We start from the raw sequence: 26,354 nt of genomic DNA on the forward strand, positions 1-26,354 counted from the left end.
GTGCTGGGCGCAGCCTGGGTTGCGTGACCTGGGAACTTGAGGGCCCAACAACCCGGGGAAGGCCCTTGTCCCCCAGGCATCCTTCCGGTCCGCGGAACACCGCACTCGATGACAGCGAGGTCAGGGCCTCAACACGCCGTCGAACTTCTCCCAGGCGAGATAGGCGCCGCCGGGGCTGCGCTGCCAGCGGTGCCACACACCCCCGGTGTGATCGACGCCGAACAGCTCCACCCGCCCATCGGCATTGGTCTCAGCGGCAACCTGGGTCAGTCCGCCGTCGAGTTTCACCCACTGGTCAAACCCGCCGTTGGGGAAAGCCTGCCAGCGGTGCCACACACCCCTGGTGCGATCGGTGCCGAACAGCTCCAGTCGCCCGTCCGCGTTACGGGCCGCGCCCACTGATGTGAGCGCGCCGTCGAACTTGTCCCAACCGGACCAGTCACCGCCGGGTTGCCTCTGCCAGCGATGCCACACGCCCTCGGTTTTGTCGACGCCGAACAGCTCCACCCGCCCATCGGCATTGGTCTCAGCGGCAACCTGGGACAGGCCGCCGTCGAACTTGTCCCAGCCGGACCAGCCGCCGCCGGGTTGGGTCTGCCAGCGGTGCCACACGCCTTGGGTCTTGTCGGTGCCGAACAGCTCCAGTCGCCCGTCCGCGTTTCGGGCCACGGCCACTGACGTGAGCGCGCCGTCGAGGAACTGGTCCCAGCCTGACCAGTCGGCTCCGGGGCGCTGCTGCCATCGGTGGTACACATCGCCAGCGTTGTTGACGGCGAAGACCTCCACCCGCCCATCGGCATTGGTCTCGGCAGCGACTGCCACGAAGGGGCCGCCGAAGTTGGCCCAGCCGGACCAGTCGCGACCGGGAGAGGTCTGCCAGCGGTGGTACATGTTCCCGGCGCTATTGACTCCGAACAACTCCAGTCGGCCGTCCGGATTGCGAGCCGCGGCAATCGAGGAGCCGAAGCGGCCGACATCTTGCTGGGACGCGGCCGTGGCGGTGCCGGGCACCGCGACCAGGAGTGCCGCGACCGCTGCAACGGCCACCAGACTTGCCCCGAGAGTCCTCACCAACTGACCGATGCGTTCGTGCCATGTGCATGATCTCTTGCGCATGCGACTGCCCTTTCACATGAGGCGTACGTGAACGATGCAGGCATGACGGTGACTCAGGCCGGGGCCGACCGTCCAGCGGCTGGTCCACTGAGTGGAACAGGGCGGCCCCCCGACGACCTTTCCCAGCCACACGGCGGCCCGCGTGAACTCGTACGGCAGGAAGTCCCCCAGGCAGCCGGTGTGGTTCTGGCGCCAGGGCGTGTTCACGATCTCCCGCATCTAGTGGACGCTCTGACAGCCCGACCGCGGAGAGGAGCACGGCCTGCCCTACGGTGATCACAGGTTCGCTCAATACCCAGACCGCGTAGACCATGGGCAGCTCCGCGAGGTGGGCACGCTCGTCGATACCGTGCAGTCCTTCGTAGGGCACGCCGAAGTCGGCCGCAGCCGAGATACCCTCCCCTGCTGGCGGGTTGCCGAGGTTGGAGGGCCCCATGGTCTTCGCCGCGACGGTGAGCCCGGCCTCGTCAGCGGCGCCGAGCAGGCCAGCGGCAGGCCGCTCATCCTCGGCGAGCCGGAACGGCGGCCAGAGGGCGGCGACCGGGTGCCTGCATTTATCGAACGTTCACGGCGCATGGAGTGTTGAACGATGCACTGACTGCGGTCGATGTGACCGAGACATGCACCGGACAGTCCACCTTCACAGGAGACACTCATGCCCTCCGTCAGACGCACAGCCATCATCGTCGCCTCGTTGAGCATGGCCCTCGCCGGGACCACTGCCACCGCCCAGGCGACGCCCAAGGCCAAGGCCGGCTCCCACTGCGCGGCCGACCTCTCCACGCACAAGACCACGTGCTACGACAGCTTTCGCGAGGTGATCGCCGCGGCGACCGGCGGCCGGGTCACCGATGCTCCGGCGACCCCGCAGCAGGCTGCGAAGGACAAGAAGTTCCTCGCCAAGCTCAACGCCCCGGCCAGCTCCCCCGCACGTGCCAAGACCGCTGCCGCCCAGAGCAATATGGTGGGCGCCATCCTCTACGAGGACTGGAACTACGGCGGCGGGTCCCTCACGCTCAGGATCCCCTCAGCGTGCGAGGACAATGGGGGTCGGGACTGGGAATACAACGCCCTCGACGACTGGAACGACAGGGCCAGCTCCCTGATCCCCGCGAACAACTGCTGGGTCTCGCTGTACTCGGACATCTACTTCAACGGCACGGAGCAGGGGTACCGCAGCTCCACACCCTATGTCGGCGACGCGATGAACGACCGAGCGAGCTCGGTCACCCTGACCTGACGCGGGCGCCGAGTTCCGGCACCCCGCAGACGTCGAAGCAGTCGCCCTGACGGGCGGCGGCCCCGGCGGCCCGGCATCCCGTACGTCGACGGGATGCCGGGCCCGTCCTGCCCGCTTCCGCATCATGGCGAGGAAGTGGCGAACCCGGCCAGCCGGTACGGGGCGTCGACGAGTAGCCGCCCGGAGAACCTCGGATCACCTCCGCGCGCGGAGCCAACGACCGGGCCGGACGGCCAACAGTTGACCGACTTCGCTACTTTCGGCTGCCTCAGCGCCGGGCCACACCGCAAGATCACCACCCGGCAACGACAAAAACCGCCACTCTCCCGGCCCTGTCACCTGCCAGGCCTCAGACGACGGATCCGCCCGGCAACTGAGATGCAGCCCGTTATCGAAGACCATCCGCAGTGACCCTGTCTTGAAGGCTACTGCCGACACAACCTCGGCACCGAACAAGGCCAGAGCCGCCGCCACACTCTGCTGCCCCGGGACCAGCATCTCGTCCCGACCATCCCCCGCGGCAGGCCCCTGCGATAGCCGACACGGACCCTCCAGAACAACCCAGACCTCCGACCCCAGTAGAAGCGACAGCTGATAGTCGACGCTGATCCTGGTCACATCGAGGCTCTGAAGACCCAACAGCCAACGGTCGTCAAGCTCAGTGAAGGAAGATATGTGCACCACCGCACGATGCACTGCGTTACACCAGCCGCGCCAGCCCCATCCGTCCTGGACGCCCCGCACCCACCGCCAAAAGGAAGCGTGCGCTGAGAACGGGGTAGGCGGCACCGGCATGGTCGACCACCTGGATGAGGTTGTCGCCGTCCAGTTCGTAGTGCGTCGGGACCTGCTTGCCGCCTGCGTCGACCGCCCAGAGTGCTTCGATGCCGCCCAGCACGGTGTCATCGGCGGAGACGATGACGTAGCCCGTCATGGGGACGTCTCCCTCGGGCATCGGCTGCTCGGCCGAGTAGCTCGGCGATGCCTCCACCAGGCGGGCGCCGTCGGGGAGGGTCAGCTTGTCCTGCGTGCGGGTCGGCGCCTGCGGGCCCTTGATGACCGTCATCAACCGCACGCCGTGCTTGAGGAACTGCGCGGCTGCGTCGGTCTGCGGCAGATTCGTGGATGATGTCAGCAGACCGTCGCCTTCGCTGCCGCGGTCGGTACCGTGCTGCGCGTTGGCGCCCGCGGGGGCGCGGAGCGAGCCGTAAGATTCGCACCGTTCAGTTTCGCGGGGCCATCGGAGGCTGTTTCCCCTGCACTCCCGTGCGATTGATGGCCTCGTACGCCGTGGATGCGTCCTCGCTTGCCACCGCGGCCCCCACCGGCGCGGCCACCCCGCCCAGAAGGCTCAGCGCGACTGCCATCACCAGCGCTGTCCGGGGCGGGGGTATTCCGGCACTGGCTAGCGGGCAGGAGACGGTCACCAGGCAACTTCCGGCACCTGTGGGGCTGATGCGCTACAGCGAGCCCTCGGATCGACGTAGCACATCCAGAGAGCAGCACGCCAAGCGCCTGCCCGTGCACCTTGTCGACCCGACTGGCCCCGCCTGAGGCGCCGTTGACCTACCACCCGTACTGGCTCAGGCGGGGCTCGTGGCGCAAGCCGACCTTGATCCGCCAGTCCCACGAACACGGCGAAGCGCTAGCTCAGCCGATCGCCAAGCTCCTGGCCGACACTCCCAGCATGTCGGGAAAGCTCTAGTGTTCGTCTGGCCGGGTGGGTGCCGGTCCCTTCGAGTGTAGGTGCGGAAGTGTCGGTAGGTGCCGGGCAGTTGAGGTTCCGTCGACATCACCCTACGATCAGTTAGGCAAGCCTAACTTCGCGTGGGTGGTGATCGGGTGGCCAAGGAAAGCGTGCGGCTGGGCACCGTACAGGAGACGCTGCTCATCCCGTTGTACGGGCGCGCGCTCGACGCGCGGGCCCGCCGCCCGATCCTGGGGGACGCAGAGGCACCGAGGATGGTCGAACGCATCGACTACGACTTCGCGAAGTTCCGCGGGCCGTCACTGAGCGGCTCCGTGCTGCGCAGCGCCATCTTCGACGAGTGGGTGCGCCGCTTCCTCGCCGAACACCCCGACGGCACGGTCGTCGAACTCGGAGCCGGACTCAGCACCCGTTCACACCGCCTCGACAACGGGCGGGCACGCTGGTTCGACCTCGATCTGCCGGACACCGTGGCGCTGCGGCGACGGTTCTTCACCGACTCCGAGCGGACCACGACCCTTTCGGCTTCGGTGCTGGACACCGACTGGTTCGAGGCTGTCGCGCAGAGCGGCGGACCGTACTTCTTCGTCAGCGAGGCTGTCCTCCTCTACCTCGATGAGGGCCAGGTCCGCTCCGTGATCCGGGCTCTGGCGGGCCGCTTCCCCGGGGCCGGGCTGAGCTTCGACACCGGCGGCCGCGCCATGATGCGCAACCAGGACCGCAACCCGGTGTTCAAGACCGTCGACGCGCGCATGACCTGGACCTGCGACGACCCGAAAACCCTGGAGGGCTGGGGGCTGAAGCTGCGCGAGAGCAGGACCTTCGCCACCCCGCAACCGGACGTGGCCCGGACCTGGCCATGGCGCCACCGCTACGGCGTACCCCTGCTGGCGCGCCTCATCCCTCCCGCCGTCAACACGTACCGGATGAACCTCTTCACCCTCAAGACGGCCCAATGACCGCCTCCGTCCGCGGAGCACACATCCACATGCCCCCCGAGTGAGTGACCGTGCCGGACGGCCGACAGTTCTCCGCGATAGTCCGGCCCGGAACGCGGCCGGACGGACCCACCGTCGTGTTCGAGGCCGGGGCCGTTGCGGGCCGCTCCTCGTGGGCCCTGGTGCAGCCCGCCGTCGCGCCCCACGCCTGGGCCGCCGCCTACGTCCGCTCCGGCCTCGACCGCAGTGCCCCCCCCAATCCGGCCGACCGCGCTCTGCCCCGCATAGCCGACGACCTGGCCCCCCGCCGAGACAGGGCCCGTAAGAGCTTCACGGCGGGGGGCTACACACCCAGCGACACGAGGCCCGGCGCCCGGGCGGGGCGCGCGGAGCACGATCGCAGCCACGACTCGGCTCCGGCCCCGGCTGCCCACGCTAGGAGAGCAGGCGGAACTGCCCTCGCACCCAGCGCGCTCTCGCCCGGCCGACGAGAGTGACGACGCCGCGCTACGTACCGGCGTCGCCAGCACACACTCAGCCGTACACGCGGACACGACGCCGTCTGCTGTGCTAGCCGCACGGCCCGCCGGGTCTCCTGCCTGAGCCCAGACCTCAGGCGACGGTGCCGCTCTCCTTGATGACGACGTCGGAGCTCAGGGCGCCGCTGTGAGAACCGAGGGCCTCGACCTGCTTGACGAGGTCCTCACCCTCGACGACCTCGCCGAAGACGACGTGCTTGCCATCGAGCCAGGGCGTGACGACAGTCGTCACGAAGAACTGAGAGCTGTTGGTGTTCGGGCCGCGGTTGGCCATCGACAGCAGGAACGGCCGGTCGTGCTTACGGGAGAAGTTCTCGTCGGCGAACGTCGCGCCGAAGATGCTCCTGCCTCCGGTGCCGTTGCCGTGCGTGAAGTCGCCGCCCTGAAGCATGAACTCCGGAATGACACGGTGGAAGGCCGAACCGGCGTAGCCGTAGCCGTTCTCGCCCGTGGCGAGCTCACGGAAATTGCGTGCGGTCTCCGGCACGACGTCGTCGAAGAGCCGGAAGACGATGCGGCCGGCGTCCTTGCCGTCAATGGTGATGTCGAAATAAACGTTCTGCATGGGTCTCATCTTGACATGACCTGCTCCAGCACCCAGTACGCCCCCTTACTGATCTTGTCAGAATGAGTTGAACTGCGGCTCTTGTTCTAGACGATCTTGGGCGGCAGGGTGTCCGGCTGCGTGCTGATCTTGTTCCGGACGACTTGCGGGAGCGGGTTGCCCCGCTGCTGCCAGCCGCTCCCGAGCGACGCCGCCGACCTGCTGGACCCGCGAGGGCGGGCACGTCGCCGCCTGGCGGCGAACTCGAGCAGCCTCACGGGTTTTCTCGTTACTCCACAGCGCGGCCGATGAGTTTGTGGCTCCCGGCCGGTCCAAGCTGGTGACACTCCAGGAAAGGACACCGCTATGTCGGAGCTTCTCGTCGACTTCATCACCTCCCTCGACGGCTACGCGTCGGGAGAGGGATGGCCCGGCTTCTGGGGCCTCGAGGGCCCGGAGTACCTCGCGTGGCTCGGCGAGCAGCCCGAGGTCACCTACCTGATGGGAGCGAACACCTACCGCCTGATGTCGGGCTTCGCCGCAGGCGAGGTCCCGGATGGCCAAGACGAGTTCAGGCCCGAAGAAGAGGCGTCCGTCGACGAGCTCACGCGAGCGTCCAAGGTGGTGTTCTCCTCCTCACTCAAAGAGCCACTGACGTGGGCCAACTCCACGCTCGTCCGCGACGACGCCGTCGAGGCGGTCCGCGCCATGAAGTCGAGTGGCTCGGGGCTCCTCAGCACGATCGGCAGCCTCAGCCTGTGCCGGTCCCTGCTACGAGCCGGACTCGTCGACCGCTTCCGGGTCGTGATGTTCCCGGTGATCACCGGGGCCACGGGCGAGGAACGCATCTACGACGGCTATCCGGACGTCGCCCTCGAGATGATCGGGCACCGCACCTTCGACGGCCGCATCCAGCTGGTCGAGTACAAGCCGCGCGTGCTCGAGCACCCGCCGCTCGGCGCCCCTGCGTGACGTCGCCCCGTCCGCCGGTCCGGACGGCCGCCAGGTCGGCGCTGGCGGGCGCGGAGCACGACCTCAGAGAGAGCGAACGGTCAACGTCAGGGCGCCCGGTCCAGGATCAGGGCTGGTCCCGCCCTGGCACCGGATCGAGCCGGTCCCACGGCGGGGCCGTCCTCAGTGGGCGTGGTGTGGTGAACTACCTCTCGCCAACCGAATTCGAACAGCAGCACCGACGACGTAGGCTCACAGGGACAGCATGAACCCAGTCTCCACGCTCCGGGGGACGCCTCCGCTATTCGCCGGGGTCGACAACTACCCCTACAACACCGCCTGCCTCGCCACGAATGGCAAGTACGACCGGTTCTTCCCACGAGATGCGGGACACCGGCGGCAGCGAGAAACCGTGTCTCCTGTTCCGTTCAGTGGAACCTGCATTGAACGGCCGGTCCGGCCCGGGCCATCATGCTCGTGGTTCGCACACTCCTCTTGACACCCGGAGGGAGAGCCATGCGACGTACCAAAGCCGCTGTCCACATCGGGCAGCCTGCTGGCCCTGCTCAGTGCCCTGCTGAGCAGCCCGGCCACGGCGGACGCCCACCCGCCCCGACACCACGGAGCGCGCTGGGTCGAGGTGGGCGGATACCGCGACGAGGACTGTGTGAACGCCGGTCAGTCCGAAGAGCTCACCGGCTACGCGATCGGCGTGAAGATCGACGGCGTGAGCAGAGACCAATCGCGCTCCTGGTCACATCGTGCGGCGGCCGCCGGGCCAATCCCCGCCCGAGTCCGCCCCGCAGGTGACCGTCCGCCTTGTGTCCGACCGATGCATGTCGCCTGGTGGAGGGCTCCAGGTGCACTGGACGGGCAGGGCAACACCGCCACGGCCCCCGGCGCGGGCAGCCTGTTGTGGGACGTGCGTCCGTATCCGTAGGTCGACCGCGGCCTACAGCTCGTGACCGCGTCATCCAGGGGCCACATGGTCGCCGATGCGGCCTCGATCACTTCGTGGGCCGTCGCCATCGCCATCGCCATCAGGTTCGCGTGGGCTGAGCCCGGCCCGGTTCCACGCGGCAAGGCAGTCACTGGTGCTACCACGCATCCGCCGACGCACGCCGCGCGGTGCCTGCGGTACCGCTGCGCGCGCTGAGCCGTCCGTACAAGGTGATGGGCGTACGCCGAGATGAGGGCGGTCGCCGTGCTTGCCACACGCTCTGGCCGGTGGCGTTGTGACCTCCGGCGGGCGCGTACGCCTTCGAGCTCATCAGCATGTGTGCGGTGTACAGGGTGACATCACGTAGACGAGCCCGGTCGCGCCGCCGCCCCTGTCATGGCAGTCCCACCCCGTACACGTAGTTCGGCACCTTCATCGAGACGCTCACTGAGGAGATGCTCCGATGAGCATGGGAGACAAGCGCCGCTTCCGGCGGGATCCGCTTGAGTACATCGACAGCCTCCGTCGCCACAGCACGACGGGAATCATCCGACTGCCCTGGGGTGAGCACTGTGTCAGCGACGCGGACGTGGCGCGCAGCCTGCTGCGCGACCCGGATTTCCACACCGGGAAGTCGGACTTCTTTGGCGACCTGCTGCCCACACGAGAAGCCCAGGTCGCGGTCGGTCACGCGGTGAGGGACGTGCTGCGGGCGGGCGTACCGCAGTACCAGGATGAGCTGGTCCGAGCCGTTTCCGAGCTGGCCTCGACCAGCCGGTGGCCGGAGAGCGGGAACACTCTCGTGCACCGGTGTGTGGCGGGCCTGCTGCTGCACCCCGCCTCCACTCCCGCCGCGACCCGTCACCTGGCGGACCAGGCCGCGCGCAAGGGCGTGGTGTTCCACGCACCGCACATGTGGCAGCGCGTCCGAGCGGAGGTCTGGCGCGCCAGGCTGGTCGCCGCCCTCACCGAGGAGGTACGGCAACGCCGGGAACGCCCCGTGGGCCAAGCGCGCGATGTGCTGGACGCCGTGCTCGGCGCCTGCCCGCCGACGGGCGTGAGCGACCGGGCGGTGGCCGAGCTGCATGTGATGATGCACCGGGCGATCGTGGTGCCTCTCAGCGCCTCGCTGGCCTGGTCGGTACTGCTGGCCTGCCTGCACCACACGGCGGACTCGCCGTGGCCCTGGCCCGCCGACCAGGTGGTGCGTGAGGCGCTCCGGCACCGTCCGATGCCCTGGATGCTGGCCCGTAGCGTCCCGCACCCCGCCGAGGTCGGCGGGGTGGCCTTCCAGGCCGGGGACCTCCTCTCCGTCAGCCCGTATCTGACACACCACGACGAGCGACAGTGGAGCGAACCCGACTCGTTCCGGCCCGAACGCTGGCAGGAGTCCGGCGACCACGGCTGCTTCATCACGTTCGGCGCGGGCCCCTTCACCTGCGCCGGCGCGGCGGTGGCCCAGACACTGCTCACCGAGTCGCTGACCGCCCTCACCCGCGACGCCCGAATGAGTGTCACCGGCGGTGACACCCGCGCGGCCATGGCGGAGGGCAACGTCCCGCGCCCGTTCACTCTGCGCCGGACACCCATGCCATCGAAGTCCGGACACGACGCTGAAAGGAGGTGATCGCCCATGGCAGCAAAGATGCAACGCGTCTTCAGCAGCAAGAACAGGCCCGCAAGGCGCTGGTACTGGTACTAAGCGCCCCGCACCAAGCGGCCCGGAAGCCGAACCCTGGCTTCCGGGCCCCCTTACTGAGGGATGCTGCGGATCTGAAGGTCGCCTCCAACGGGGAGACAGACCGTGTCTACGGGGGGACAGACCGTGTCTCTGGCCATGGGCCGGAGCAGTGGGAGGCCCGTCCAGGATGCGCTGGGGAGCGTTGCCCGGAGGCCGCGCTGTCCCAGCGGGGCCCGTTCGTTTACGGATGCCCGCGGGGTCCCCTCCAGGTCGCCAGCGGCGCTCTCGCGGCGGCGAACGAGGGAATGTTGACACCTCCAGCCAGCAGCGCCGCAGTTCATGCCCGCCCACCAGTGTCCGAGCCCGGTCAGTGGGTTCCGGACAGACCGTGCGGATCGTTCCGTTCAGCGGAACGGACTGTCGCCGCCTCACCCGGAGGGCGACATTCTTGCCCACGGGTGCTCGTAGGCACCTCCTCGCGGGTCCTGGCCCACGCGACACACGGAGGTTGAGATGAGATCCATCCGTATCCCCGTTCTGATCGCCGCGGCGGTTCTCGCCGCCACCGCGACGGCGACCGGCACGGCACAGAGCCACGACAGATCCGCCGCGTCGACCGCGGTCCCCCTCTGGCGCAGCCTCGCCGGTTCCGAGAAGTGCGTGGGGCTCGCGAACAACGGCAGCACCGCCAACGGCACCCGGCTCGTCATCTGGGACTGCCACGGCAACGTTGACCAGCGGTGGCGGTTCGGGTTCTAGGCGTGGCACGCCTGGTGACGCGGAGCGTCATGGGCGACTGGAGCACAGTCGGGGCCGCGGGCCGGACGTGGGCCGGGCCCGCGCCAAGAAGCTGAGGCGAAGTCAGCTGCCGGCCAACATCGATGTGTGCCACCTCGCCCCTGCCCGACAGCGAAGGACGGCAGCGAACTTCACCACTTCACCGCCTCCGCCGAGCACGGACAACCTGATACAGCCACCCTTCGAGTGCGGCGTAGTCAGTCCCGGAGAGCGTGCGCGATCCTGAACCGGACATCCACTGTGGCGATCTTGGAGGGAACCATGCGGAAGTACGTCCGCGTCACGGCTAGATCGGCCGTCCTCGCCCTGATATCCCTGGCATCCCTGACGGTGTCCCCGTCGGCGCACGCCGAGGAGCGGGTGATAACCAACGGCTTCGAAGGCTATGACATCCAGGGATGGGACCGCCTGACAGGCGGTGACGGCGTGGCCGGTTTCGAGAATGGCGAAGGCACCGCCCGAAACGGCCGGGTCAACGGCTGGCTGTCCACCACTCAGGGATGGGCCCGCGAGGGCGCCTGAGCGCGGTTCGGCACGAACGTCTTCTGGCCCACGACGGTGTGCACAGCCGATATCTACGTCAAACCCGTCCAGGACCTCCAGTTCGAACTCAGGGTCTGGAACCCTCAGGGCGTCAAGCTCGCGTCCAACGCGCCTTGGCTCGTGGCCAACGGCAAGTACCAACTCGTCCAGGTCACTTGGACCGCGGAAGCCAACAACAACGCCTTCGTCGAGGCGATCCTCGGCTCCGACGGAGCCTTCAGGGCCGTACGTCTCGACGACCTGGTGGTCCGCTGCAACAGCTGACCTCGTCGGCGGCCGCAGCGACCTACGTCGCCGCGCCCTCGCCGCAAGGCCTCTCCCGCCGAACGCCGCGACGTCGCCCACCGCTGCGTGATGCCCCAGGCAGCCTGACCCGGGGCACCTACCCGGCCGTCCGCCTCGCGCCCGCCGCCTTGCCCTGCTAGAGCTTCAGCGCGGTCACCGCGTCCTTGGCCTCCTTCAGACCCGCCCCGGTGATACGGCGGTACACCTTGATCGCCTCGATCTCCTTGCCCTGCAGCACCAGCGCCCGCACCTCGCTCAGGCCGTCCGGCTCGGGCTCGACGATGCCCAAGTGGTCGAGGACAAGGCCGACCCGGCGGTCGAGCCGGTCCACCTTGCGCTCAAGTCCGCGGATTTTGAGGGCTATGGAGGAGCTCAACCAGCTGACGGCAAGGATCAGGACGATCAGGAAGAAGATCACGACCGGAGCATAGATCACCTGGCCATGCGCGTCCTTGGCCCACGGCACACGAGGGAAGCCCGACCCCTTCCCCGAGCTCACCGACGTGCCGCTGCGTGCGTCTACGCCGACGCGAGCGGCGGTGGAGCTGTCGCTGACGGCACCAACGCCCCCGGCCCACCGGCCGGGGGCTTCGTGCGTCCTGGAGGATTTCGCCGTACCCACCCACGAGGCCCTGCCCCGCTGCACCACCGACCACCATCCCCGTCTCCAGCAGCGTTCGCTGACGCCAGGCGGTCCGTGCCGCTGACCCGCACACGGCCGGAGCCGTTGCTCGAGGTCAGCGAGGGGTGAGGAGGCAGAACTCGTTGCCCTCCGGGTCGGCCAGAACCGTCCAGGCGATCGCGGACTGGTCGATGCCGGGGTCGGTGGCGCCCAGGGCGCGCAGTCGGGTCTCCTCAGCCGCCAGGTCGTCACCGGGGTAGGGGCAGACGTCGAGGTGGACGCGGTTCCACACGCGCTTGGTGTCGGGGGTGCGGATGAACTCCAGGTAGGGGCCGACGCCCTGGGCGGAGCGCATGGTCGCCTGGTTGTCGGTGACCTCGTGCAGCGTCCAGTCCATTGCCTCGCCCCAGAACCGGGCCATCGCCCGAGGGTCGGCGCAGTCGACCACCACCGCGGCGACCGGCCCGGTGTCCCGGTAGATCGGGCGGGGCTCCAGGACACAGAACTCGTTGCCCTCCGGGTCGGCCATGACCGTCCAGGGGACGTCGCCCTGACCCACGTCGGCGAGCGTCGCGCCGAGGCCCTTCAGCCGAGCGACCAGCTCCGCCTGATGGGCGGTCGAGGTGGTGGCCAGATCAAGATGCACCCGGTTCTTCACCGTTTTCGGTTCCGGGCGGGCCACGATGTCGATGCACACGGCCACGGGGTCGGGGTAGGCGAAGCCCACAGGTTCGAGGTTGGTCACCCCGGGTGCCTCGCTGTCCACACCCCAGCCCAGTGCCTCCGCCCAGAACCGACCGAGCGCGGAGTCATCCTGGGCCTTCATATTGATCTGTACGAGTCTTGTTGCCATGCGCAAGATCCTAAGAAGCTTCCGCCGCCCCCGGCCACAACGCTGCGCGACTCTCGCTGAAACTCCCCACCCCGTTCAACGCCGGACCGCGTGGAGCGACGAGCGGCCCTGGCCGTTTCCAGGGCTTCTCCTCACCGTCAGCCCAAAACCTCCAAGCGAAGCAAGGGCGCGGCAGGAAGCGACCGGGAGCTTCACGAAGAGTGGTGGCAGGCGCCCTGACCACCGGACTGAACATCGCGTCACGTCACGTGAGACAACCCCTAAGCCCTGATCGGTGCGGCCGACCTAGCGGCCTGCTCGATCCTCGCGCAGTGGGCCGCACGCGCTATTTCGTCGATCGGCTGCTCGTGTTCGGCGCGCACCCCGGTCCGGCCGTCGAGGCCCTCGCGCAGTATGTCGGCGTGCCCGGCATGCCGGATGGACTCGCCGAGGACATGGACGATGACGGCGAACAGGTTGGTGTTGGGATAAGGCTCCGGCCACCACGGCACGTGGCCGGGGGCGTCGAGGGGAAGCTCGCTGATCGTCGCGTCCGAGTGTTCCCATGTACGCCGGTAGAACCCGATGATCTGATCGCGGGTCTCGCCCTCGGCCGCCCACTGATCGCTGCCGTCAGAGTCCTGCCACCGGGACAGCGGTTCCGGGGAAGGGCGGTCGAAGACCTCGCCAAAGTACCTGGCTTCGACGGTGGCCACGTGTTTGACCAGGCCGAGGAGGTTGGTCCCGGTCGCTGTCAAAGGTCGGCGGGCGTCGTACTCGGACAAGCCGTCGAGTTTCCAGAGCAGCGCTTCGCGGTCCCGCCGCAGTCTCCCGTGCAGGGTGCCTTTCGCGAATTCATCGATCATGCGGCACGAGCCTGCCACGGGCTGCTCGTGGCCTCAAGATCCCGTACGTGGTCCGCGACGACAGCCCGAGGCCTGGCCCTGGCCGACATGGCCGTACCCGTGGACCTATCGGACGGCTGGGGCGAAGAGCAGCACGGGCGCCTGGAGCGCTTTCGTCAGCTGCTGCCGAAGTAGACCGTCGGCGTCTTCTCGCCCCCGCACGCACTACGACCCAGCGTTGGGTGCCCAGGCCGGAGCCGTTCTCGGTGCCGCGGCGGGCGATCACCGGCTTCACGCCGAGGGCCCAGACGAGGCGGGGGTACTTGTCGTGGTCGTAGCCTCCGTCACCGAGCACGATGTCCGGGCGGCGCCGAGGCCGACCGCGCTTGCCCTCGCGCCGGTGGAACGGCTTCGAGCGGCGGGAAGTGATCCCACCATCTCAAAGGTCATTTAGTTAGTGGTTGTTGAGCAGGCCCCGGAGCTAAGACTGGAACAAGATTCTAGAAATCCGTTCAGCTTGCACCAAGCGGGTACCAGACTGCGGGCCGTGGAGGATTCCAATCCGATCAGTCGGGCGTTCGGCAGCCTCGTCGCGCTCGGCGTCTGCATCGCGGCACTGATGGTCCCCGACCGAGACAACGGCCTCTGGGAGCCCGCCGTCGCCACAGTCTTTGGCGACACTGTCGCAGTCGAGCTGAGCCGCCCCTGTACGGGAAGGCGCGTCGGAACCAGCGGCGCCTCTAAGGTCGTTGTGACCTGTGAGGGCGCTCGGTGGAAGGTCAGCGGTGTGACCCATACAGGCACGCTGTACGCCGACTTCGAGGACATCGGCAAGTCCCTCGACCGACCCGTCTACACCGGAACGGCGCGGGCGTACGGGTCGTGGGCGTTCCCCCGCTCCGACACGGCGGCGGGCATCACCGGACTCCTTCTCACCGGCGCTCTGGTCAGCTCTGGATTCCTCACGTACTACATCACCGCCATCATCCGAGAGATCCGCACCGGAATCCGGTCCAGGCCGCGCCCTCTCTGAACGGCGCCCCAGCTGCCACCAGAACCGCCCGCCGAGACTCGATCGTGAGGCGGGCTGCTGATATCGACGACGTCACGCCAGCCGTGTGGGAGGCGGTGACCGGCGCTGCAGGACGGACGGTGACCGGCGCCGATGCGCCGAGTCAGCCTTGTCGCTTACATGATCTCCCAGTCCAATTCGGTCTCATCGACTGCTACGGGCAGATACCCGTTCACAGCCTCGCCGGTCTCCAGGGCGGTAGCGGTGGCGTCCAAGAGAGCTGGAAGAGATGACCACATGGGGTGTGAGCGGAACGAACACCCGGTTTCGTGATCGGCGTTGCCGATCCGTCCGCGGCGGCGATACTGACGCTGGTCGATGATGAGGTTGTCCCCCGCGCCATCAGCGGCGAAGGGCACCCATAGGGCATGCCACCACGGCCCGTAGTCTCCGTCCGGGTCGCCCTCCTCGGAGTCAGCCAGTTCTTCGCCGTAGATCCTCGTGCGTATCTGCCAGTCCTTCGCGATGTTCTGCACACTGAGCAGCTGCCAGAACGGCGGCAGCAGGTCGTCGTCGCCCGTGCCGTTGTGGCGCAGCAGGGATTCCGTCAAAGGTTCGGGGAATGGCTGGCCAATGGCCCGTTCCGCTGCCGCGATCGCCGACCGCTCCGCTGGGGGTTCGAGCGCGGCGAACGTTCGCGGAGCGTGCGCGTCGAGCCACGATTCGATGCGAGTCCAGGACTCGGATATGGGCGCCGTCATGCTCGGATCATGCCAGAGCAGCGCTACGTGAAAGGGCCACTCCGTCACACGAAACCGACGTTCCGATTCTTGTTCATCGTGTCGAGTGTCGGCCAAGGAGGACCGTGGTGCAGCGCGCGCAGGAGTTCTTCTCCGAAGAGCCTCCCGTTCGGGAACTCGTCGCCACGCTCCCATCGCCACGCTGCGACCATCGCGAGGACGAGCTGTCGGCACTCGTCCAACAGCCCTTGGTCGATGTTCGGGTAGTGCTCGCAGACCGCCTCGGGCACATGGGCGAGGTCGAACTCGATGGGTCCACGGCAGCACGTCTCAAGGTCGATGAACAACGGGCCGTCTTTCGTGCTGAGCACATTGCCTGGATGCGGCTCGCCGTGGAGCAACTGCTCCACGGCGCCGCGTTCCTCGATCGCTCGTCGCAGGCTTGCCAGTCTGCTGCCGAGGAAGACCCGGTCCGCGTCGGCTAGCTCTGGCGAGCGGTGCGGGTCGGCGACGATTTCTTCCGCCTCCGTGATCCGGTCCGTGAACCGTGGGCTCGGCACATCGACCTTGCGCATGCCGACGTGCAGCCGTTCCAGCGCCTTGGCGCAGTCGACTGGTGAGATGTGAGGTGTCACGGGCTCGTAGTAGGTCCACAGCGTCACAGTGAAGCCATCGCGCGTGTGCACGCGCCGGTCCGCCCGGGGCTCCAAGGGACACACCGGGCATCCGACCTCGGCGAGCCGCTCAGCGAGCTCGACTTCGAACTGTGCAACCTCGTGTCCCACGGGGGCGACCCGGGCAAAGACGTCGCATGGCGTCAGCCGGAGTGCCAGTTTGTTCGAGTTGTGGAGCACCATCGCGCCGCTGACTGGCAGGCCGAGCGACGCGGCGACCGAAGTCGCAGCCGCCATCGCACGCGTAACGTCGTGCATCTCCATTCTCAAATCTTGGTACACCGACCGTCGGTGGTCTCCTGAATTTCCGAGTCAGGCACAGCCGTGTGCGTGGGCGCCCCCGCCACCTGGATCCGTCCGCCCGGCACACGGCGCACCTCACCGCAGGTGCCGGGCCCCAGCCGCTTCGAACGAGGCCGCCCACACCAGCACCCGACCAATCATCGGCGGGAGGCTTCGGCTCCCACTCCCCCGGCGTCGTCAGCCCTCGGACTCGCCGTCTTCTCCCTCTCCCCCTTTCTCCCTTGGTGTCCCGCGCGGCTGCCATGGGCTTGAGGTGTGGGCTCCTCGTAGCGCGTCGGTCAGATGCGTGTGCAGTCGGCCTGTCGCCGCCGCGAGGATCGATGGGGACCGGGCAGCCATCGCCTTGCCTTCGATGGTGGTCGCCACGCCTCCGGCCTCGCGCACGATGAGTGCGCCGGCCGCGTAGTCCCAGGGTCCCCCGTCCACTTCGACCATCGCGTCCGTCTTTCCCGCGGCCAGCGCGCACAGGGCGCCGACCCCGCAGCCAGTCATGCGCAGGGACCGGGCGTGCGGCCACAGTGCCAGGGCGATGCGCTGGGCCTCTTCCTGCCAGGGTTCATGGGAGGCGGAGCACTCGACGAGGGCGGCGGACAGCCGTTCTTCTCCGCTGGTGCGCAGGGGAGAGCCGTCCAGGTACGCGCCCCCGCCGAGCCGTGCGTGGTACAACTCGTCCGTCTGGGGGGCGTAGAACATGCCCCGCTGCACCTCGCCGCGATGGGCATAGGCGATGCTCACACCCCACGGGCCGAGCCCGCGCGCGAAGTTGATGGTGCCGTCGAGGGGGTCGATCAACCACAGGTGCTCGTCCGAGGAGCCGTGTTCGCCGCTCTCCTCGGCCAGGATGCCGTGGCCGGGGAAGCGCGCTGCGATGGCCTCGATGATGAGGTGCTCGGACTGGAGGTCCGCCGCGGTGACCAGGTCCCAGCTTGACTTGCTCTGCTGCTGGTAGGCACCGCTGTGGAAGAGGTCGGCCAGGACCGCTCCGGCCCTGCGCGCGACGTCCGCCATGAAGTCGTGCACTCTCCGCTCCTATCGGGCGCCGGGCGTGTGCTGCGCGAAGAGCTCCCCGTGTCGCGCGGTGAAGTCCCGCAAGACGACGTTGTCCTCGTATGCCAACTCACGACCGGCCGCTTCGAGAGGGGTGAACCATCTGATGTCCTGTCCCTCTGTCAAGACGATCTCCTCGAGCTCGAACGCCGCCTTGGCCCAGAAGGTGTGCTCGGTTCCGTAGAAGCGTACGGCGGAGCAGTGCGGATGGATCTCGGACGGGGCCAGGGCGACGCCCAGCTCCTCTTCGATCTCCCTTCGTACGCAGTCCTCGGGTGTCTCCCCCGCCTCCAGATGCCCTCCGGGCAGGCACCACTGGTTCGGGAAGGGGATCGAGGGCTTGTCGTCACGCAGATACAGCAGGATCTCGCCGCGGCCATTCACCAGAATGATGTTGGTGCCGTTGGTCATCTCAGGCATCTCGGTTTCTGGCCTTTCAACGCTGTGTGGCCAGGGCCGTCTTGCGGACCGCCGTGATGACACTCTCCACGTCCGCGGGGGTCATCTTCGGGAAGAGCGGCAGTGACACGATGCGCTCCGACATGTCTCGAGCCACCGGCAGGTCGTCGGGGCGCACCCCCAACTCCTCGCGGTAGTAGGGCTGCAGGTGCATGGAGACGAAGTGGACTCCGGTCCCGATGCCTTCGGCCTTGAGCGCGGCCATGAACTCGTCGCGAGTGATCGTCAGCAGGTCGGTGCGCAGCTCGAGCACGTACAGATGGTGGACATGGTGTATGCCGGGCCGAGTGGCGAGCGGGCGCAGGCAGGGCAGATCGGCGAACGCCTCGTTGTAGCGGTGGGTGTAGCGCTCCCGGATGGCGACGAAGTCCGCCAGTTTGGGCAGCTGGTGAAGGCCCACGGATGCCTGCACGTCCGTCATGTTGTACTTGTAGCCCGGCTCGACGAGCTGCCAGTGCGGGGAGCCGTCGCGCGCGTGCCTCTTCCACGCGTCCTTGGTGATGCCGTGCAGGCTCAAGACTCTGGCCCGCTCCGCCAGCTCGTCGTCGTCCGTGACGAGCAGGCCGCCTTCGATCGTGGTCATGTTCTTGGTGGGGTAGAAGCTGAATGCCGCGGCCGTGCTGAGCTTCCCCACCTTCACGCCTTGGTACGCGGCCCCCAGGGCGTGCGCCGCGTCCTCGATGACGGTCAGTCCGTGCCGCTTCGCGATGTCGTTGATCGCCGTCATGTCGCACGGCTGGCCTGCCATGTGGACGGGCAGGATGACCTTGGTTCGCGGGGTGATGGCCGCCTCGATGAGGGAGGCGTCGATGTTCAGGGTGTCGGGTTCGATGTCGACGAAGACCGGGGTGGCACCGAGATGGATGACGACGTTCGCGGTCGCGGGCCAGGAGACCGGAGTGGTGATCACCTCGTCACCGGGGCCCACCCCCGCGGCCGCGAGCCCCACGTGCAGGGCCCCTGTGCAGGAGTTGAGGGCGACGGCGTGCTTGACCCCGAGGTAGGAAGCGCACAGCTCCTCGAACCGCTTGGTCTTGGGGCCCGTGGTCAGCCAGCCGGACCGCAGCGTGTCGAGGACCTCGTCCTCCTCCGCCTTGCCCAGGTCCGGCAGCGCCAGGGGCAGGAAGGAGCGGCGCACCGGTTCCCCGCCGTACAGCGCCGGCTTCGCCAGCAGCTCCCGCAGCGCGGCGACGGTGTGGAAGCGCGAGTCATCGGCATCCGGGAACATGCCGTCGGCCAGCGCCTTTTGGATCTCGACGATGCCGTCGCGAACGGTGTAGAGCGGGCCGAACCCGGTCGCTTGCTCGAACCGCTCCCCGGAGACCTGGTAGCTGCGCCGGTCGATCTGGTCGGGTATGAGACGCAGTTCCACGTTGTCGAACGCGTCGATCACCTGCTGGGCGATCTCGCTGACCCGGTAGTTGGAACCGGCCACGTTGAAGATCCGACCGCCGCCGATGCGCTCCCGCGGCAGCCGGAGGCACTGGAGGTAGGCGCTCGCCGCGTCCGCGACGTGCAGGAGGGGGCGCCACTGTTCGCCGTTGCCATGCACCTGTACATAGCCGTTGGTCGCGCCGGACATCGTCATGATGTTGGCGACCAGGTCAAAGCGCATGCGAGGTGAGAGGCCGAAGAGAGTCGCCTTGCGCAACGACACCGTGTGGAAGGTGTCCGTCGCCAGAGCGAGCAGGGCCTTCTCCGTTTCCAGCTTGGTCCGCGCGTACACGGTCAGCGGGCTCACGGCGTCGTCCTCGGTCCGCCGCTCGTCGCCGGAGGGACCGTAGACACTGCACGAGGAGGCGAAGAGGAATCGGCCGACCCCACGCTCCTTAGCGGCTTCGGCCAGTTCGATCACCGCGTCGCGGTTGACCGACTCCGTCCAGTCCGGGTCGAGGTCACCGGCGGGGTCGTTGCTGAGGGCCGCCAGGGCGATGACCGCGTCCACTCCGTCCACCAGCGAGTAGTCGAGATCGCGCACATCGGCGTGGACGACGTCCAGTGCCGGGTGGTCGAGCACTGGCTTCAGTACCTCGGTGCCGAAGTAGTACGTGTCGACCGCGGTCACCTGGTATCCCGATTCCAAGAGCAGCGGGACGAGTACCGCGCCCAGATATCCGCCGGCGCCGGTGACCAGTACCCTTTCCTGGTTTTCCGGGTGGTTTAAAGGCGATGAATCAGACATGCCACGTATCCCTAAAGACGGTGGTGGGTAGGTTTGCTGGCCATGAGTGATCGTGGGGTATCCGCTCCATGAGCAGTGACGTCCCGCAAGGGCACGTTCAGCGCCGCGTACTGGGTCGCCCCCTGAAGAGAGGGAACCTGACCGTCGTCGCACCGGTATTCCAGACTGCGTTGACGGTTTCCACGACCGACTCCCGTGATCCTGCCGCCACTTCGAGATCCGCCTTCTTCCCTCCGAGGAACCCGGCGAATTCGCCGATGTGCAGCTGCAACACATCCTGCGTGCGCACTGCATCGTCGTCAACAGAGGGGGTTGATCACCGTGAGCGCGTGCGCACGGCCGGTGTCCGCTGCCGCTCGGCCGGGCACGAGGTACGTCAGGCCTCCCGCACGTCCCGCGGCCTGCGCCCGGCGGTGATGGTTCCGTCCGCGGACCGCCCTGGCGGTTCAAGGGGCTTCGGCTTCACGACCCTGGTCACGCCGCTGGCGGGATGGCGGGCGGGTCCACAAGGTGACCGTCCACTCATCTACCCCGCGATCGGCGCCTGTCGGCGACCCGCCTGAGTGAAGCCGTAGCCACCGCGGCCAGTTCCATGGCTCGCAGCTCTCCGTCCAGCGATACGTATGGGCTGGTCGCGGCAATCGAACCCACCTACCGCAGATATCGACCAGCCCATACCGTAGGCACCTACACGTAGATCTCACGTGCAAACGGAGACGGGTGCGTGCCCTGGAGGTCGGTACGTCGCTGGTGGGCGGCCTGGCGGTGTGGGGGACGGCGGCACTCGCGTCAGCCGGGGCCGATGGCTGTGGACTGCTCAAACGGCATGGCCGGTCCTGCCGCGTGCTGGAGGGCGGACTTGGGTGCCGCGCGGGCCTTGGCCGACTTCGCCGCCGTCCACCCCCTTGGCGAGATGGCCAAGAAGGTGGACGGCTCTGTGCGGCGAGTTGCCGCCTCGGGGCTATTACCGCAATTCGTCAGGGCACGGTGTGCCGCGCGGCAGTTTGTAGCGTGCCCCTATCCGGTACTCACCGGCACGCGGCGCGTGCAGCACCGTCCACTCGTCGTGCGGCTGGCCTTCCTTCTCCTCCTGCTCCATCTTGCTCAGGCAGCCGTCGACGTTCACCGCGGGAGTTCCCTCGTCCCCCTTCTGCGGCTTCTCCACATTGCTGCCGTAGCGGTCTATCAAGCCGAGCCAAGGCGAGTACGGGATGCGGACGAACACCTTGCCTGGCTTGTGGACCTGGAGCACCACTTCCTCGGCCTGCAGGCGCTTCACCGTGGCCGCCGGTGCCGCCAGCGGCTGCGGGTCACGTACCTTGTAGAGCTTCCAGTTGGTGTTGGACCACACCTGCTCCAGATAGGGCAGGCCGCCAGCCACCAGCTTCGCCTCCGCCTCGCCCGCGTTGTCCGGGTTCTCCTTGGGCAGCACGACGAATTGCACCGCCCAGCGGCGCAGCCACTGGCGGTATTCCGCCGGAGACAGCGAATTGTCCGCACGGTAGAAGAGCGGGTTGCGTTCCTTGTCCGCCTGCCGGTTCCAGCCGCGGGCCAGATTGACGTGCGGGGCGAGTGCCGAGGCCTCGCGGTGGCTGCGCACCGGGACCACCTCGACCCGTCCGCGGTCCGCCTCGAACCGGTCCAACTGGCGCAGCAACGGAGGCAGTTGGCGCGTCCAGGAATTGGCGGGCCGGTTCGCGATGATGTCGTTGGCGGCCTGCGATCCCTGCCACACCGTCACGATCACGATGGCCATGGCGAGGACGGCCCAGCGGTAGCCGATGAGGCGCAACATGGCGAGGCGCGGAACCTTGATCTTCGGCACCGCGGCGATCAGCGCCACGCCACCGAAGATCATGCCGAAGCGGGTCATGTTGGAGCCGATTTGCGAGGGGATCAGCCAGACCAGTGCGATTCCGACCGCGTAGAAGACGGAGACGATCCGGACCGTGCGCCATTCCTTCGGGATGAAGACGAAGACCGCAGCGGAGCACAGGATCGGCAGGATCGTCTTCGCGAGCGTCATCGGCATCGTCCCGGAGAAGGGAAAGAGCCAGTGCGAGAGCCCGACCACCAGCACCGGCGTGCCGCCGAGAGCGTAGGCGGCGGGGCGCCGTCCGGTCAGCCACAGCGCCACGGCCACGAGCCCGACGTAAAGTCCCGCCACCGGGCTTGACGCGGTGGCGAGCCCCGAGAGCAGGGCGACGAGCCCAGCCCGCCCGAGCCGGTTGAACCACCGCGGCGAACGCCATTCCGTCGGCCAGGAGAAGACCACAGCCACGGCCGCGAGCCCGAACATCACACCGGTCCCGAAGCTCACCCGGCCCGAGATCGCGTTGCCGACCAGTGCGAGGGTGCCGTACAGCGCGGGCCACAGCGGGCGGCGCACGGCGCGGCTGCGCGTCAGGATCAGCGCGAGGAGCCCGGCGGAGATCGTGCCCACGATCGCCATCGTCGTCCGGACCCCGACGGCCGCCATCAGGTATGGCGAGATGACGCTGTAGGAGACCGGGTGCATGCCGCCGTACCAGGCGAGGTTGTAGGCCGAGCCCGGGTGCTGGCGCGCGAACTCCGCCCACGCGTCCTGCGCGGCAAGGTCGCCACCGCTGTTCGCGATGAGAAACAGCCACACCAGGTGCAGGGTCGCCGCCACGGCCAGTGACGCGAGCACGGGGTGCGCCATGGCCTTGCCAAGTACACCCCGACCACCTGGCTGTTCCTCCCTGCCCGTGTCTCTCGGGCGGGGCTGCGATGGGTCTAAGTCACCTCCCTCGGCGGCGTCTGCGCTCATCTTGTCGTTCCGGCTCGCGTCCACAGCGGCTTTCTCCCTGCCTTCCTTGAGGCGGTCGCTCATCATCGGCCCCCGAGCCCGCCGCGGCCGGTCGGGCCGAAGACGGTCTTTGACGTTAACACGCAGTGCGTAAAGCAAACTTGCCGGTCGCCGCTCGAGTTCGGATACCAGCCATGCGAGGTGCCGACGGCGCAGGAGGCGCGCGCTGACGCACCCCACGGCCACAAGATCCCGGCGGACCTCGACAGGTCGGGCGTCCTGGCCAACGACGCGGTCATCGCCCGGGACGGCCTGATCGACGTGCGACGGCCCACGAGTGATCTTCGACGGGGTGATGAAGAGGCCCAAGCCCCGTCGCCCGAAAGCCCGAAGCCCGGGAAGAAGTGGACACCCCTGCGGATCGGACTTCGCCCGTACGCTGTGGATCTTCGCGTCGGCGAAGCCGCGCACGGCGGTTCGGGGAGGGGACAGCGGCATGGACACAGCCTGCGACACGAGAGGACACGGCTGGACACAGCCGCAGCTGCGGCGGGCACGGTGGGCCATCGCGCTGGTGTTCGCCGTACACGGCGCGGTCACCGGCAGCTTCGCCACCCGCATCCCCTGGATCCAGGAGCACGCGGGCCTCAGCTCCGGACAGCTCGGGCTCGCTCTGGCCTTCCCCGCGATCGGCGCCGCGCTGGCCATGCCGCTGGCCGGGCGGATCAGCCACCGCCTCGGGGCGCGGGCGGCGTTGCGTCTCCTCCTCGCACTGTGGTGCCTCTCCCTTGCCCCGCCCGCCTTCTCCCCCGGCCTGTCCACGCTGTGCCTCGCCCTGTTCGGCTACGGCGCCATGTCCGGAATGGCGGACGTGGCGATGAACGCCCTCGGGGTCGAGACCGAGCAGCGCCTCGGCCGGTCCATCATGTCCGGCCTGCACGGCATGTGGAGCGTCGGCGTCCTGGCCGGTTCCGCGGTGGGCACCGCCGCCGCCCACACGGATCTCGACGCCCGGCTGCACCTGCCGCTGGCGGCCGGGCTCCTGACCGTGCTCGGCATCCTGGCCTGCCGGGGCGTCTTGGACCTGCGCAGCACCCCCGGCGACCAGCCGCCGCCCCGCTTCGCCGTGCCGCCGCGCTCCGCGCTTGCGATCGGCGCGATCGGGTTCTGCGCGGTCTTCGCCGAGGGCGCGAGCCTGGACTGGGCGGCGGTCTATCTGCGCGACGCGCTCGGTTCCTCGCCCGGAGCCGCCGCGGCCTGCACCACCGCCTTCGCCTGCACCATGGCCATAGCCCGGCTGGCCGGTGACGCGTTGGTGGAGCGATTCGGGCCGGTACGGGCCGTACGCACCGGCGGTGTGCTCGCCACGCTCGGCGGGGCGATGGTGGTGACCGCCGTTCATCCCGCCGCGGCGATGGGCGGGTTCGCGCTGATCGGCCTTGGCGTCGCGCTCGTCGTGCCGCTGGCCTTCGCGGCCGCCGGCCGAGCGACGGCAGACGGCGCCGCCCCCAGGCAAAGCTCCGCGGGCGGGCCCGCGCCCAGTCAGTCGATCGCGGGCGTCGCGACGATCACCTACACCTCGGGGCTCATCGCCCCCTCGGCCATGGGGTCCATCGCGCACGCGACCTCGCTCACCGTGTCTTTCGGCCTGGTCACCGCGCTGGCCTGCGCCATCGTGCTCGCCGCGGGCGTATTGCGGCCTGCGCGGCAGCGCTTCGAACCGTGAGCGGCCACCCGAACCTGTCCGGTGCAACTCGGCTGCTCTAGCGCGTGATTGCCGCGCCAGCGAAGGAGTCCCGTCTCGTCCCGGCAGCGGGAGCCGGAGCGGGAGCCGGAGCGGGAGCCGGAGCGTTCAACTGTGGGATACAGGCAGTTGAACACCTGGGCGTCCTCGCCGCCCGCTTTCGGCACTCGACCGTGGGTTCACCCCGCCCGGAGTTACGAGCGCAGTCCGCTCCGACCGGCGGAAGCGGTGGACCGGACCCTCTGGCGCACGTGTTCGCGCAGCCGCATCGAGGGTGCGACTGCGCACGGCACACGCCGGAGTGACCTGTCCGTCTGCCCGTCAGGTCGACTCAGTGCGGCTCTCCAGGGTCTCCGCGAGTTTCTGCCAGACGGCGGAGCAGTTCCTCGCCACCAGGGAGATCTTTTCCGCTAAGTGGGGAGGCAGTTCATCGGCGAGGTCGTCGTCCAAGCAGAACGCCCTCATGAGTACCAGCAGAGTGCGCCCGCGCTCGTTCATGTGGAGCGACGGGTCCTTGCTCAACTGTTGCCACGTCAGCTTGAGTTCCTGGCTGGAGAGCACCGAGGTCCGGTCCGGCGCCGGACCGGCGTCCTTGCCCTTCGAAGCCCTCTCCGATGCCGTGGGGATCACGACGTCTTCGCCCTGCCGGAGGCGTCGTCGCACATCACTGACCGTGCCCAGCGACAGGCCGACCTGGCGGGCGATCTCGCGGAGCGGTGCGTCCGGCCGGGCGGTCATCAGCTCACCGGCCCGCTGCCGCCCGGCCGCCGTGCTCAGCGGACGGATCCGCCCGTCCCTTCCCACGCGGGCGGCCAGTTCACCGGGGCCCCCAGCGGCGTCCCGGAGCTTGGCCACCGTGTGCGCGGAGATCCCGACGGTGGAGGCTATGGCCCGATCTGACCACGCAGGGTGCGTCTGAAGCACCCGTAAGGCCGCCGCTCGGCGGTCGGCGGTCGTCAGCGGAAGTCCATGGGCGATGTTGGCCTCGACGGCGTGGAGGAAGGCCTCGTCCACGCTTCCGGTGAACAGAATCGCCTGTATCGTCCGGTCGCCTCGTTGCTTTGCCGCATGCAGTCGGTGCATTCCGTCGACGACTCGGCGAGTGACGCTGTGGACTGTAATGGGGGGTAATTCTCCTTCGATCTCCGCAATGAGCCGCGTGTGCTCCTCGTTCACCCCGTCCAGGCGCGGCGAGTCCGCCGGTAGGATGTCTTTGATTTCCAGAGTGACAACGCTACTGTCGTGACCGGGATCGAGTGCTGAATCACACTGACCCATACGGGCGCGGCTGGCAGCCTCGCTCTGCGACACCATCGCGGCTCTCCCCCTTTGACAAGGCCGTTCAGTGAACACCTGGACGAGCGTACGTCATATACCCGTGGCCTAGCCATGGAGTAATCACTTATGGCTGATCTTGCCTCTTCAACTGCCCGCATATCACCATGCAGCACCTAATTTGCTGACATTAGGGCCGCAAAGATATGGTTTGCACAATTCGTCCGCAGGCTGAGCCACTAGATGGGTTGCCGCCATAACGGGTCCGCCGCGAGGGCGATTGAGTGCCGCGCGGTTTCATCTCGCCTGGAAGTTCCGGGCCGCGGGTCAGGCCCTCCGCACCCCGCCGCCCGCCCTGGTTCCGCGCCGCGAAGCTCCGCTGCGAAGGCAATCCTGTCCCGGCTGGCATCACCACGTCGAGTCATCCGCGAGCTGTAGTCGCTCCTCGCATGCTGGACCGGCGCCTGTTCCACCGGCCACCGCGACAAGTCCGCGGATTCCTCCCGCGGGGAACTCAAATCAGCCGTACACCCCTTTCCTGAAGTCGGGACACTGCCAATTCGGTC

Annotated in this window: 24 protein-coding genes; 9 read left to right on the forward strand and 15 right to left on the reverse strand. The window is 68.2% G+C overall.

The features are described 5' to 3' along the window. Positions 1-120: 120 nt before the first annotated feature. The gene (locus tag AC07A4_RS11425; protein ID WP_478596176.1) at positions 121-1,116 is read right to left on the reverse strand and encodes a PLL family lectin; all 996 of its coding nucleotides are present in this window, start codon (positions 1,114-1,116) and stop codon (positions 121-123) included. A 655-nt stretch (positions 1,117-1,771) separates the two neighbouring features. Between AC07A4_RS11425 and AC07A4_RS11430 the strand changes: the two genes are divergently transcribed. Beyond that, on the forward strand, positions 1,772-2,356 hold the full coding sequence (locus AC07A4_RS11430; RefSeq protein WP_478596178.1) for a peptidase inhibitor family I36 protein: 585 nt from the start codon (positions 1,772-1,774) through the stop codon (positions 2,354-2,356). A 195-nt stretch (positions 2,357-2,551) separates the two neighbouring features. On the opposite strand, the gene AC07A4_RS11435 is transcribed toward AC07A4_RS11430, so the two are convergent. Continuing rightward, positions 2,552-3,151 carry a DUF6188 family protein gene (locus AC07A4_RS11435; RefSeq protein WP_478596180.1) on the reverse strand — a complete coding sequence of 200 codons (600 nt, stop codon included), beginning with the start codon at positions 3,149-3,151 and terminating at the stop codon, positions 2,552-2,554. Beyond that, complete coding sequence (locus AC07A4_RS11440) at positions 3,057-3,422, reverse strand: hypothetical protein (RefSeq protein WP_478596182.1); 366 nt, start codon at positions 3,420-3,422, stop codon at positions 3,057-3,059. The genes AC07A4_RS11435 and AC07A4_RS11440 overlap by 95 nt, the downstream gene beginning before the upstream one ends. 776 nt (positions 3,423-4,198) lie before the next feature. On the opposite strand from AC07A4_RS11440, the gene AC07A4_RS11445 reads away from it, so the two are divergent. Continuing rightward, entirely contained in the window at positions 4,199-5,023 is an 825-nt protein-coding gene (locus AC07A4_RS11445; RefSeq protein ID WP_478596184.1) for a class I SAM-dependent methyltransferase, read from the forward strand. A 591-nt stretch (positions 5,024-5,614) separates the two neighbouring features. Here AC07A4_RS11445 and AC07A4_RS11450 read toward each other — a convergent pair. Then, positions 5,615-6,106 carry a peptidylprolyl isomerase gene (locus tag AC07A4_RS11450; RefSeq protein ID WP_478596186.1) on the reverse strand — a complete coding sequence of 164 codons (492 nt, stop codon included), beginning with the start codon at positions 6,104-6,106 and terminating at the stop codon, positions 5,615-5,617. A gap of 86 nt (positions 6,107-6,192) precedes the next feature. Further along, on the reverse strand, positions 6,193-6,363 hold the full coding sequence (locus AC07A4_RS11455) for a hypothetical protein (RefSeq protein ID WP_478596188.1): 171 nt from the start codon (positions 6,361-6,363) through the stop codon (positions 6,193-6,195). A gap of 88 nt (positions 6,364-6,451) precedes the next feature. Here AC07A4_RS11455 and AC07A4_RS11460 point away from each other — a divergent pair, with 88 nt between their 5' ends. The 5 genes from AC07A4_RS11460 (at position 6,452) to AC07A4_RS11480 (ending at position 11,262) form a co-directional block, all read left to right on the forward strand. Next, positions 6,452-7,057 (forward strand): dihydrofolate reductase family protein, encoded by a 606-nt coding sequence (locus AC07A4_RS11460; RefSeq protein WP_478596190.1) that lies wholly within the window; start codon positions 6,452-6,454, stop codon positions 7,055-7,057. A gap of 1,382 nt (positions 7,058-8,439) precedes the next feature. Continuing rightward, positions 8,440-9,603 carry a cytochrome P450 gene (locus AC07A4_RS11465; RefSeq protein ID WP_478596191.1) on the forward strand — a complete coding sequence of 388 codons (1,164 nt, stop codon included), beginning with the start codon at positions 8,440-8,442 and terminating at the stop codon, positions 9,601-9,603. Positions 9,604-10,170: 567 nt separating this feature from the next. Continuing rightward, complete coding sequence (locus AC07A4_RS11470; RefSeq protein WP_478596193.1) at positions 10,171-10,416, forward strand: RICIN domain-containing protein; 246 nt, start codon at positions 10,171-10,173, stop codon at positions 10,414-10,416. Between the two features lie 300 nt (positions 10,417-10,716). After that, on the forward strand, positions 10,717-10,977 hold the full coding sequence (locus AC07A4_RS11475; protein ID WP_478596195.1) for a hypothetical protein: 261 nt from the start codon (positions 10,717-10,719) through the stop codon (positions 10,975-10,977). Between the two features lie 36 nt (positions 10,978-11,013). Beyond that, positions 11,014-11,262, forward strand: coding sequence for a hypothetical protein (locus AC07A4_RS11480; RefSeq protein WP_478596197.1), 249 nt, complete (start codon positions 11,014-11,016; stop codon positions 11,260-11,262). A gap of 157 nt (positions 11,263-11,419) precedes the next feature. Here the strand turns inward: AC07A4_RS11480 and AC07A4_RS11485 are convergent, their stop codons facing one another. The 3 genes from AC07A4_RS11485 to AC07A4_RS11495 form a co-directional block, all read right to left on the reverse strand. Continuing rightward, on the reverse strand, positions 11,420-11,701 hold the full coding sequence (locus tag AC07A4_RS11485) for a ribosomal protein L7/L12 (protein ID WP_478596200.1): 282 nt from the start codon (positions 11,699-11,701) through the stop codon (positions 11,420-11,422). A gap of 319 nt (positions 11,702-12,020) precedes the next feature. Continuing rightward, on the reverse strand, positions 12,021-12,758 hold the full coding sequence (locus tag AC07A4_RS11490) for a VOC family protein (protein WP_478596203.1): 738 nt from the start codon (positions 12,756-12,758) through the stop codon (positions 12,021-12,023). 260 nt (positions 12,759-13,018) lie between these two features. Continuing rightward, positions 13,019-13,603 carry a DinB family protein gene (locus tag AC07A4_RS11495; protein WP_478596206.1) on the reverse strand — a complete coding sequence of 195 codons (585 nt, stop codon included), beginning with the start codon at positions 13,601-13,603 and terminating at the stop codon, positions 13,019-13,021. Between the two features lie 526 nt (positions 13,604-14,129). On the opposite strand from AC07A4_RS11495, the gene AC07A4_RS11500 reads away from it, so the two are divergent. After that, entirely contained in the window at positions 14,130-14,615 is a 486-nt protein-coding gene (locus tag AC07A4_RS11500; protein ID WP_478596209.1) for a hypothetical protein, read from the forward strand. Positions 14,616-14,770: 155 nt separating this feature from the next. Here the strand turns inward: AC07A4_RS11500 and AC07A4_RS11505 are convergent, their stop codons facing one another. The 6 genes from AC07A4_RS11505 to AC07A4_RS11530 form a co-directional block, all read right to left on the reverse strand. Next, positions 14,771-15,355 (reverse strand): SMI1/KNR4 family protein, encoded by a 585-nt coding sequence (locus AC07A4_RS11505; RefSeq protein ID WP_478596211.1) that lies wholly within the window; start codon positions 15,353-15,355, stop codon positions 14,771-14,773. A gap of 44 nt (positions 15,356-15,399) precedes the next feature. Beyond that, the gene (locus AC07A4_RS11510) at positions 15,400-16,272 is read right to left on the reverse strand and encodes a phosphotransferase enzyme family protein (protein ID WP_478596213.1); all 873 of its coding nucleotides are present in this window, start codon (positions 16,270-16,272) and stop codon (positions 15,400-15,402) included. 216 nt (positions 16,273-16,488) lie between these two features. Then, positions 16,489-17,331, reverse strand: coding sequence for an inositol monophosphatase family protein (locus AC07A4_RS11515; RefSeq protein WP_478596215.1), 843 nt, complete (start codon positions 17,329-17,331; stop codon positions 16,489-16,491). Positions 17,332-17,340: 9 nt separating this feature from the next. Beyond that, positions 17,341-17,778, reverse strand: a complete 438-nt coding sequence (locus AC07A4_RS11520) for an NUDIX hydrolase (RefSeq protein WP_478596218.1) — start codon at positions 17,776-17,778, stop codon at positions 17,341-17,343. A gap of 16 nt (positions 17,779-17,794) precedes the next feature. Then, on the reverse strand, positions 17,795-19,999 hold the full coding sequence (locus AC07A4_RS11525) for an aminotransferase class I/II-fold pyridoxal phosphate-dependent enzyme (RefSeq protein ID WP_478596220.1): 2,205 nt from the start codon (positions 19,997-19,999) through the stop codon (positions 17,795-17,797). A gap of 964 nt (positions 20,000-20,963) precedes the next feature. Further along, complete coding sequence (locus AC07A4_RS11530) at positions 20,964-23,267, reverse strand: MFS transporter (protein ID WP_478596223.1); 2,304 nt, start codon at positions 23,265-23,267, stop codon at positions 20,964-20,966. Between AC07A4_RS11530 and AC07A4_RS11535 the strand changes: the two genes are divergently transcribed. Continuing rightward, complete coding sequence (locus AC07A4_RS11535) at positions 23,266-24,495, forward strand: MFS transporter (protein WP_478596226.1); 1,230 nt, start codon at positions 23,266-23,268, stop codon at positions 24,493-24,495. The genes AC07A4_RS11530 and AC07A4_RS11535 overlap by 2 nt on opposite strands. A 339-nt stretch (positions 24,496-24,834) precedes the next feature. Here the strand turns inward: AC07A4_RS11535 and AC07A4_RS11540 are convergent, their stop codons facing one another. Further along, entirely contained in the window at positions 24,835-25,827 is a 993-nt protein-coding gene (locus AC07A4_RS11540; protein WP_478596228.1) for a ParB/RepB/Spo0J family partition protein, read from the reverse strand. Between the last annotated feature and the right edge of the window lie 527 nt (positions 25,828-26,354).

The organism is Streptomyces sp. NPDC043996 (genome assembly GCF_056435225.1).

Bases quoted from the DNA above. Each gene is read 5' to 3' on its own strand.
- AC07A4_RS11430 (WP_478596178.1), top strand. From the start codon at position 1,772: ATGCCCTCCGTCAGACGCACAGCCATCATCGTCGCCTCGTTGAGCATG.
- AC07A4_RS11530 (WP_478596223.1), bottom strand. From the start codon at position 23,267: ATGCCGCTGTCCCCTCCCCGAACCGCCGTGCGCGGCTTCGCCGACGCG.
- AC07A4_RS11465 (WP_478596191.1), top strand. From the start codon at position 8,440: ATGAGCATGGGAGACAAGCGCCGCTTCCGGCGGGATCCGCTTGAGTAC.
- AC07A4_RS11470 (WP_478596193.1), top strand. From the start codon at position 10,171: ATGAGATCCATCCGTATCCCCGTTCTGATCGCCGCGGCGGTTCTCGCC.
- AC07A4_RS11425 (WP_478596176.1), bottom strand. From the start codon at position 1,116: ATGCGCAAGAGATCATGCACATGGCACGAACGCATCGGTCAGTTGGTG.
- AC07A4_RS11490 (WP_478596203.1), bottom strand. From the start codon at position 12,758: ATGGCAACAAGACTCGTACAGATCAATATGAAGGCCCAGGATGACTCC.
- AC07A4_RS11495 (WP_478596206.1), bottom strand. From the start codon at position 13,603: ATGATCGATGAATTCGCGAAAGGCACCCTGCACGGGAGACTGCGGCGG.
- AC07A4_RS11475 (WP_478596195.1), top strand. From the start codon at position 10,717: ATGCGGAAGTACGTCCGCGTCACGGCTAGATCGGCCGTCCTCGCCCTG.
- AC07A4_RS11440 (WP_478596182.1), bottom strand. From the start codon at position 3,422: ATGACGGTCATCAAGGGCCCGCAGGCGCCGACCCGCACGCAGGACAAG.
- AC07A4_RS11525 (WP_478596220.1), bottom strand. From the start codon at position 19,999: ATGTCTGATTCATCGCCTTTAAACCACCCGGAAAACCAGGAAAGGGTA.
- AC07A4_RS11460 (WP_478596190.1), top strand. From the start codon at position 6,452: ATGTCGGAGCTTCTCGTCGACTTCATCACCTCCCTCGACGGCTACGCG.
- AC07A4_RS11520 (WP_478596218.1), bottom strand. From the start codon at position 17,778: ATGCCTGAGATGACCAACGGCACCAACATCATTCTGGTGAATGGCCGC.
- AC07A4_RS11540 (WP_478596228.1), bottom strand. From the start codon at position 25,827: ATGGTGTCGCAGAGCGAGGCTGCCAGCCGCGCCCGTATGGGTCAGTGT.
- AC07A4_RS11505 (WP_478596211.1), bottom strand. From the start codon at position 15,355: ATGACGGCGCCCATATCCGAGTCCTGGACTCGCATCGAATCGTGGCTC.
- AC07A4_RS11510 (WP_478596213.1), bottom strand. From the start codon at position 16,272: ATGGAGATGCACGACGTTACGCGTGCGATGGCGGCTGCGACTTCGGTC.
- AC07A4_RS11435 (WP_478596180.1), bottom strand. From the start codon at position 3,151: ATGCCGGTGCCGCCTACCCCGTTCTCAGCGCACGCTTCCTTTTGGCGG.
- AC07A4_RS11535 (WP_478596226.1), top strand. From the start codon at position 23,266: ATGGACACAGCCTGCGACACGAGAGGACACGGCTGGACACAGCCGCAG.
- AC07A4_RS11450 (WP_478596186.1), bottom strand. From the start codon at position 6,106: ATGCAGAACGTTTATTTCGACATCACCATTGACGGCAAGGACGCCGGC.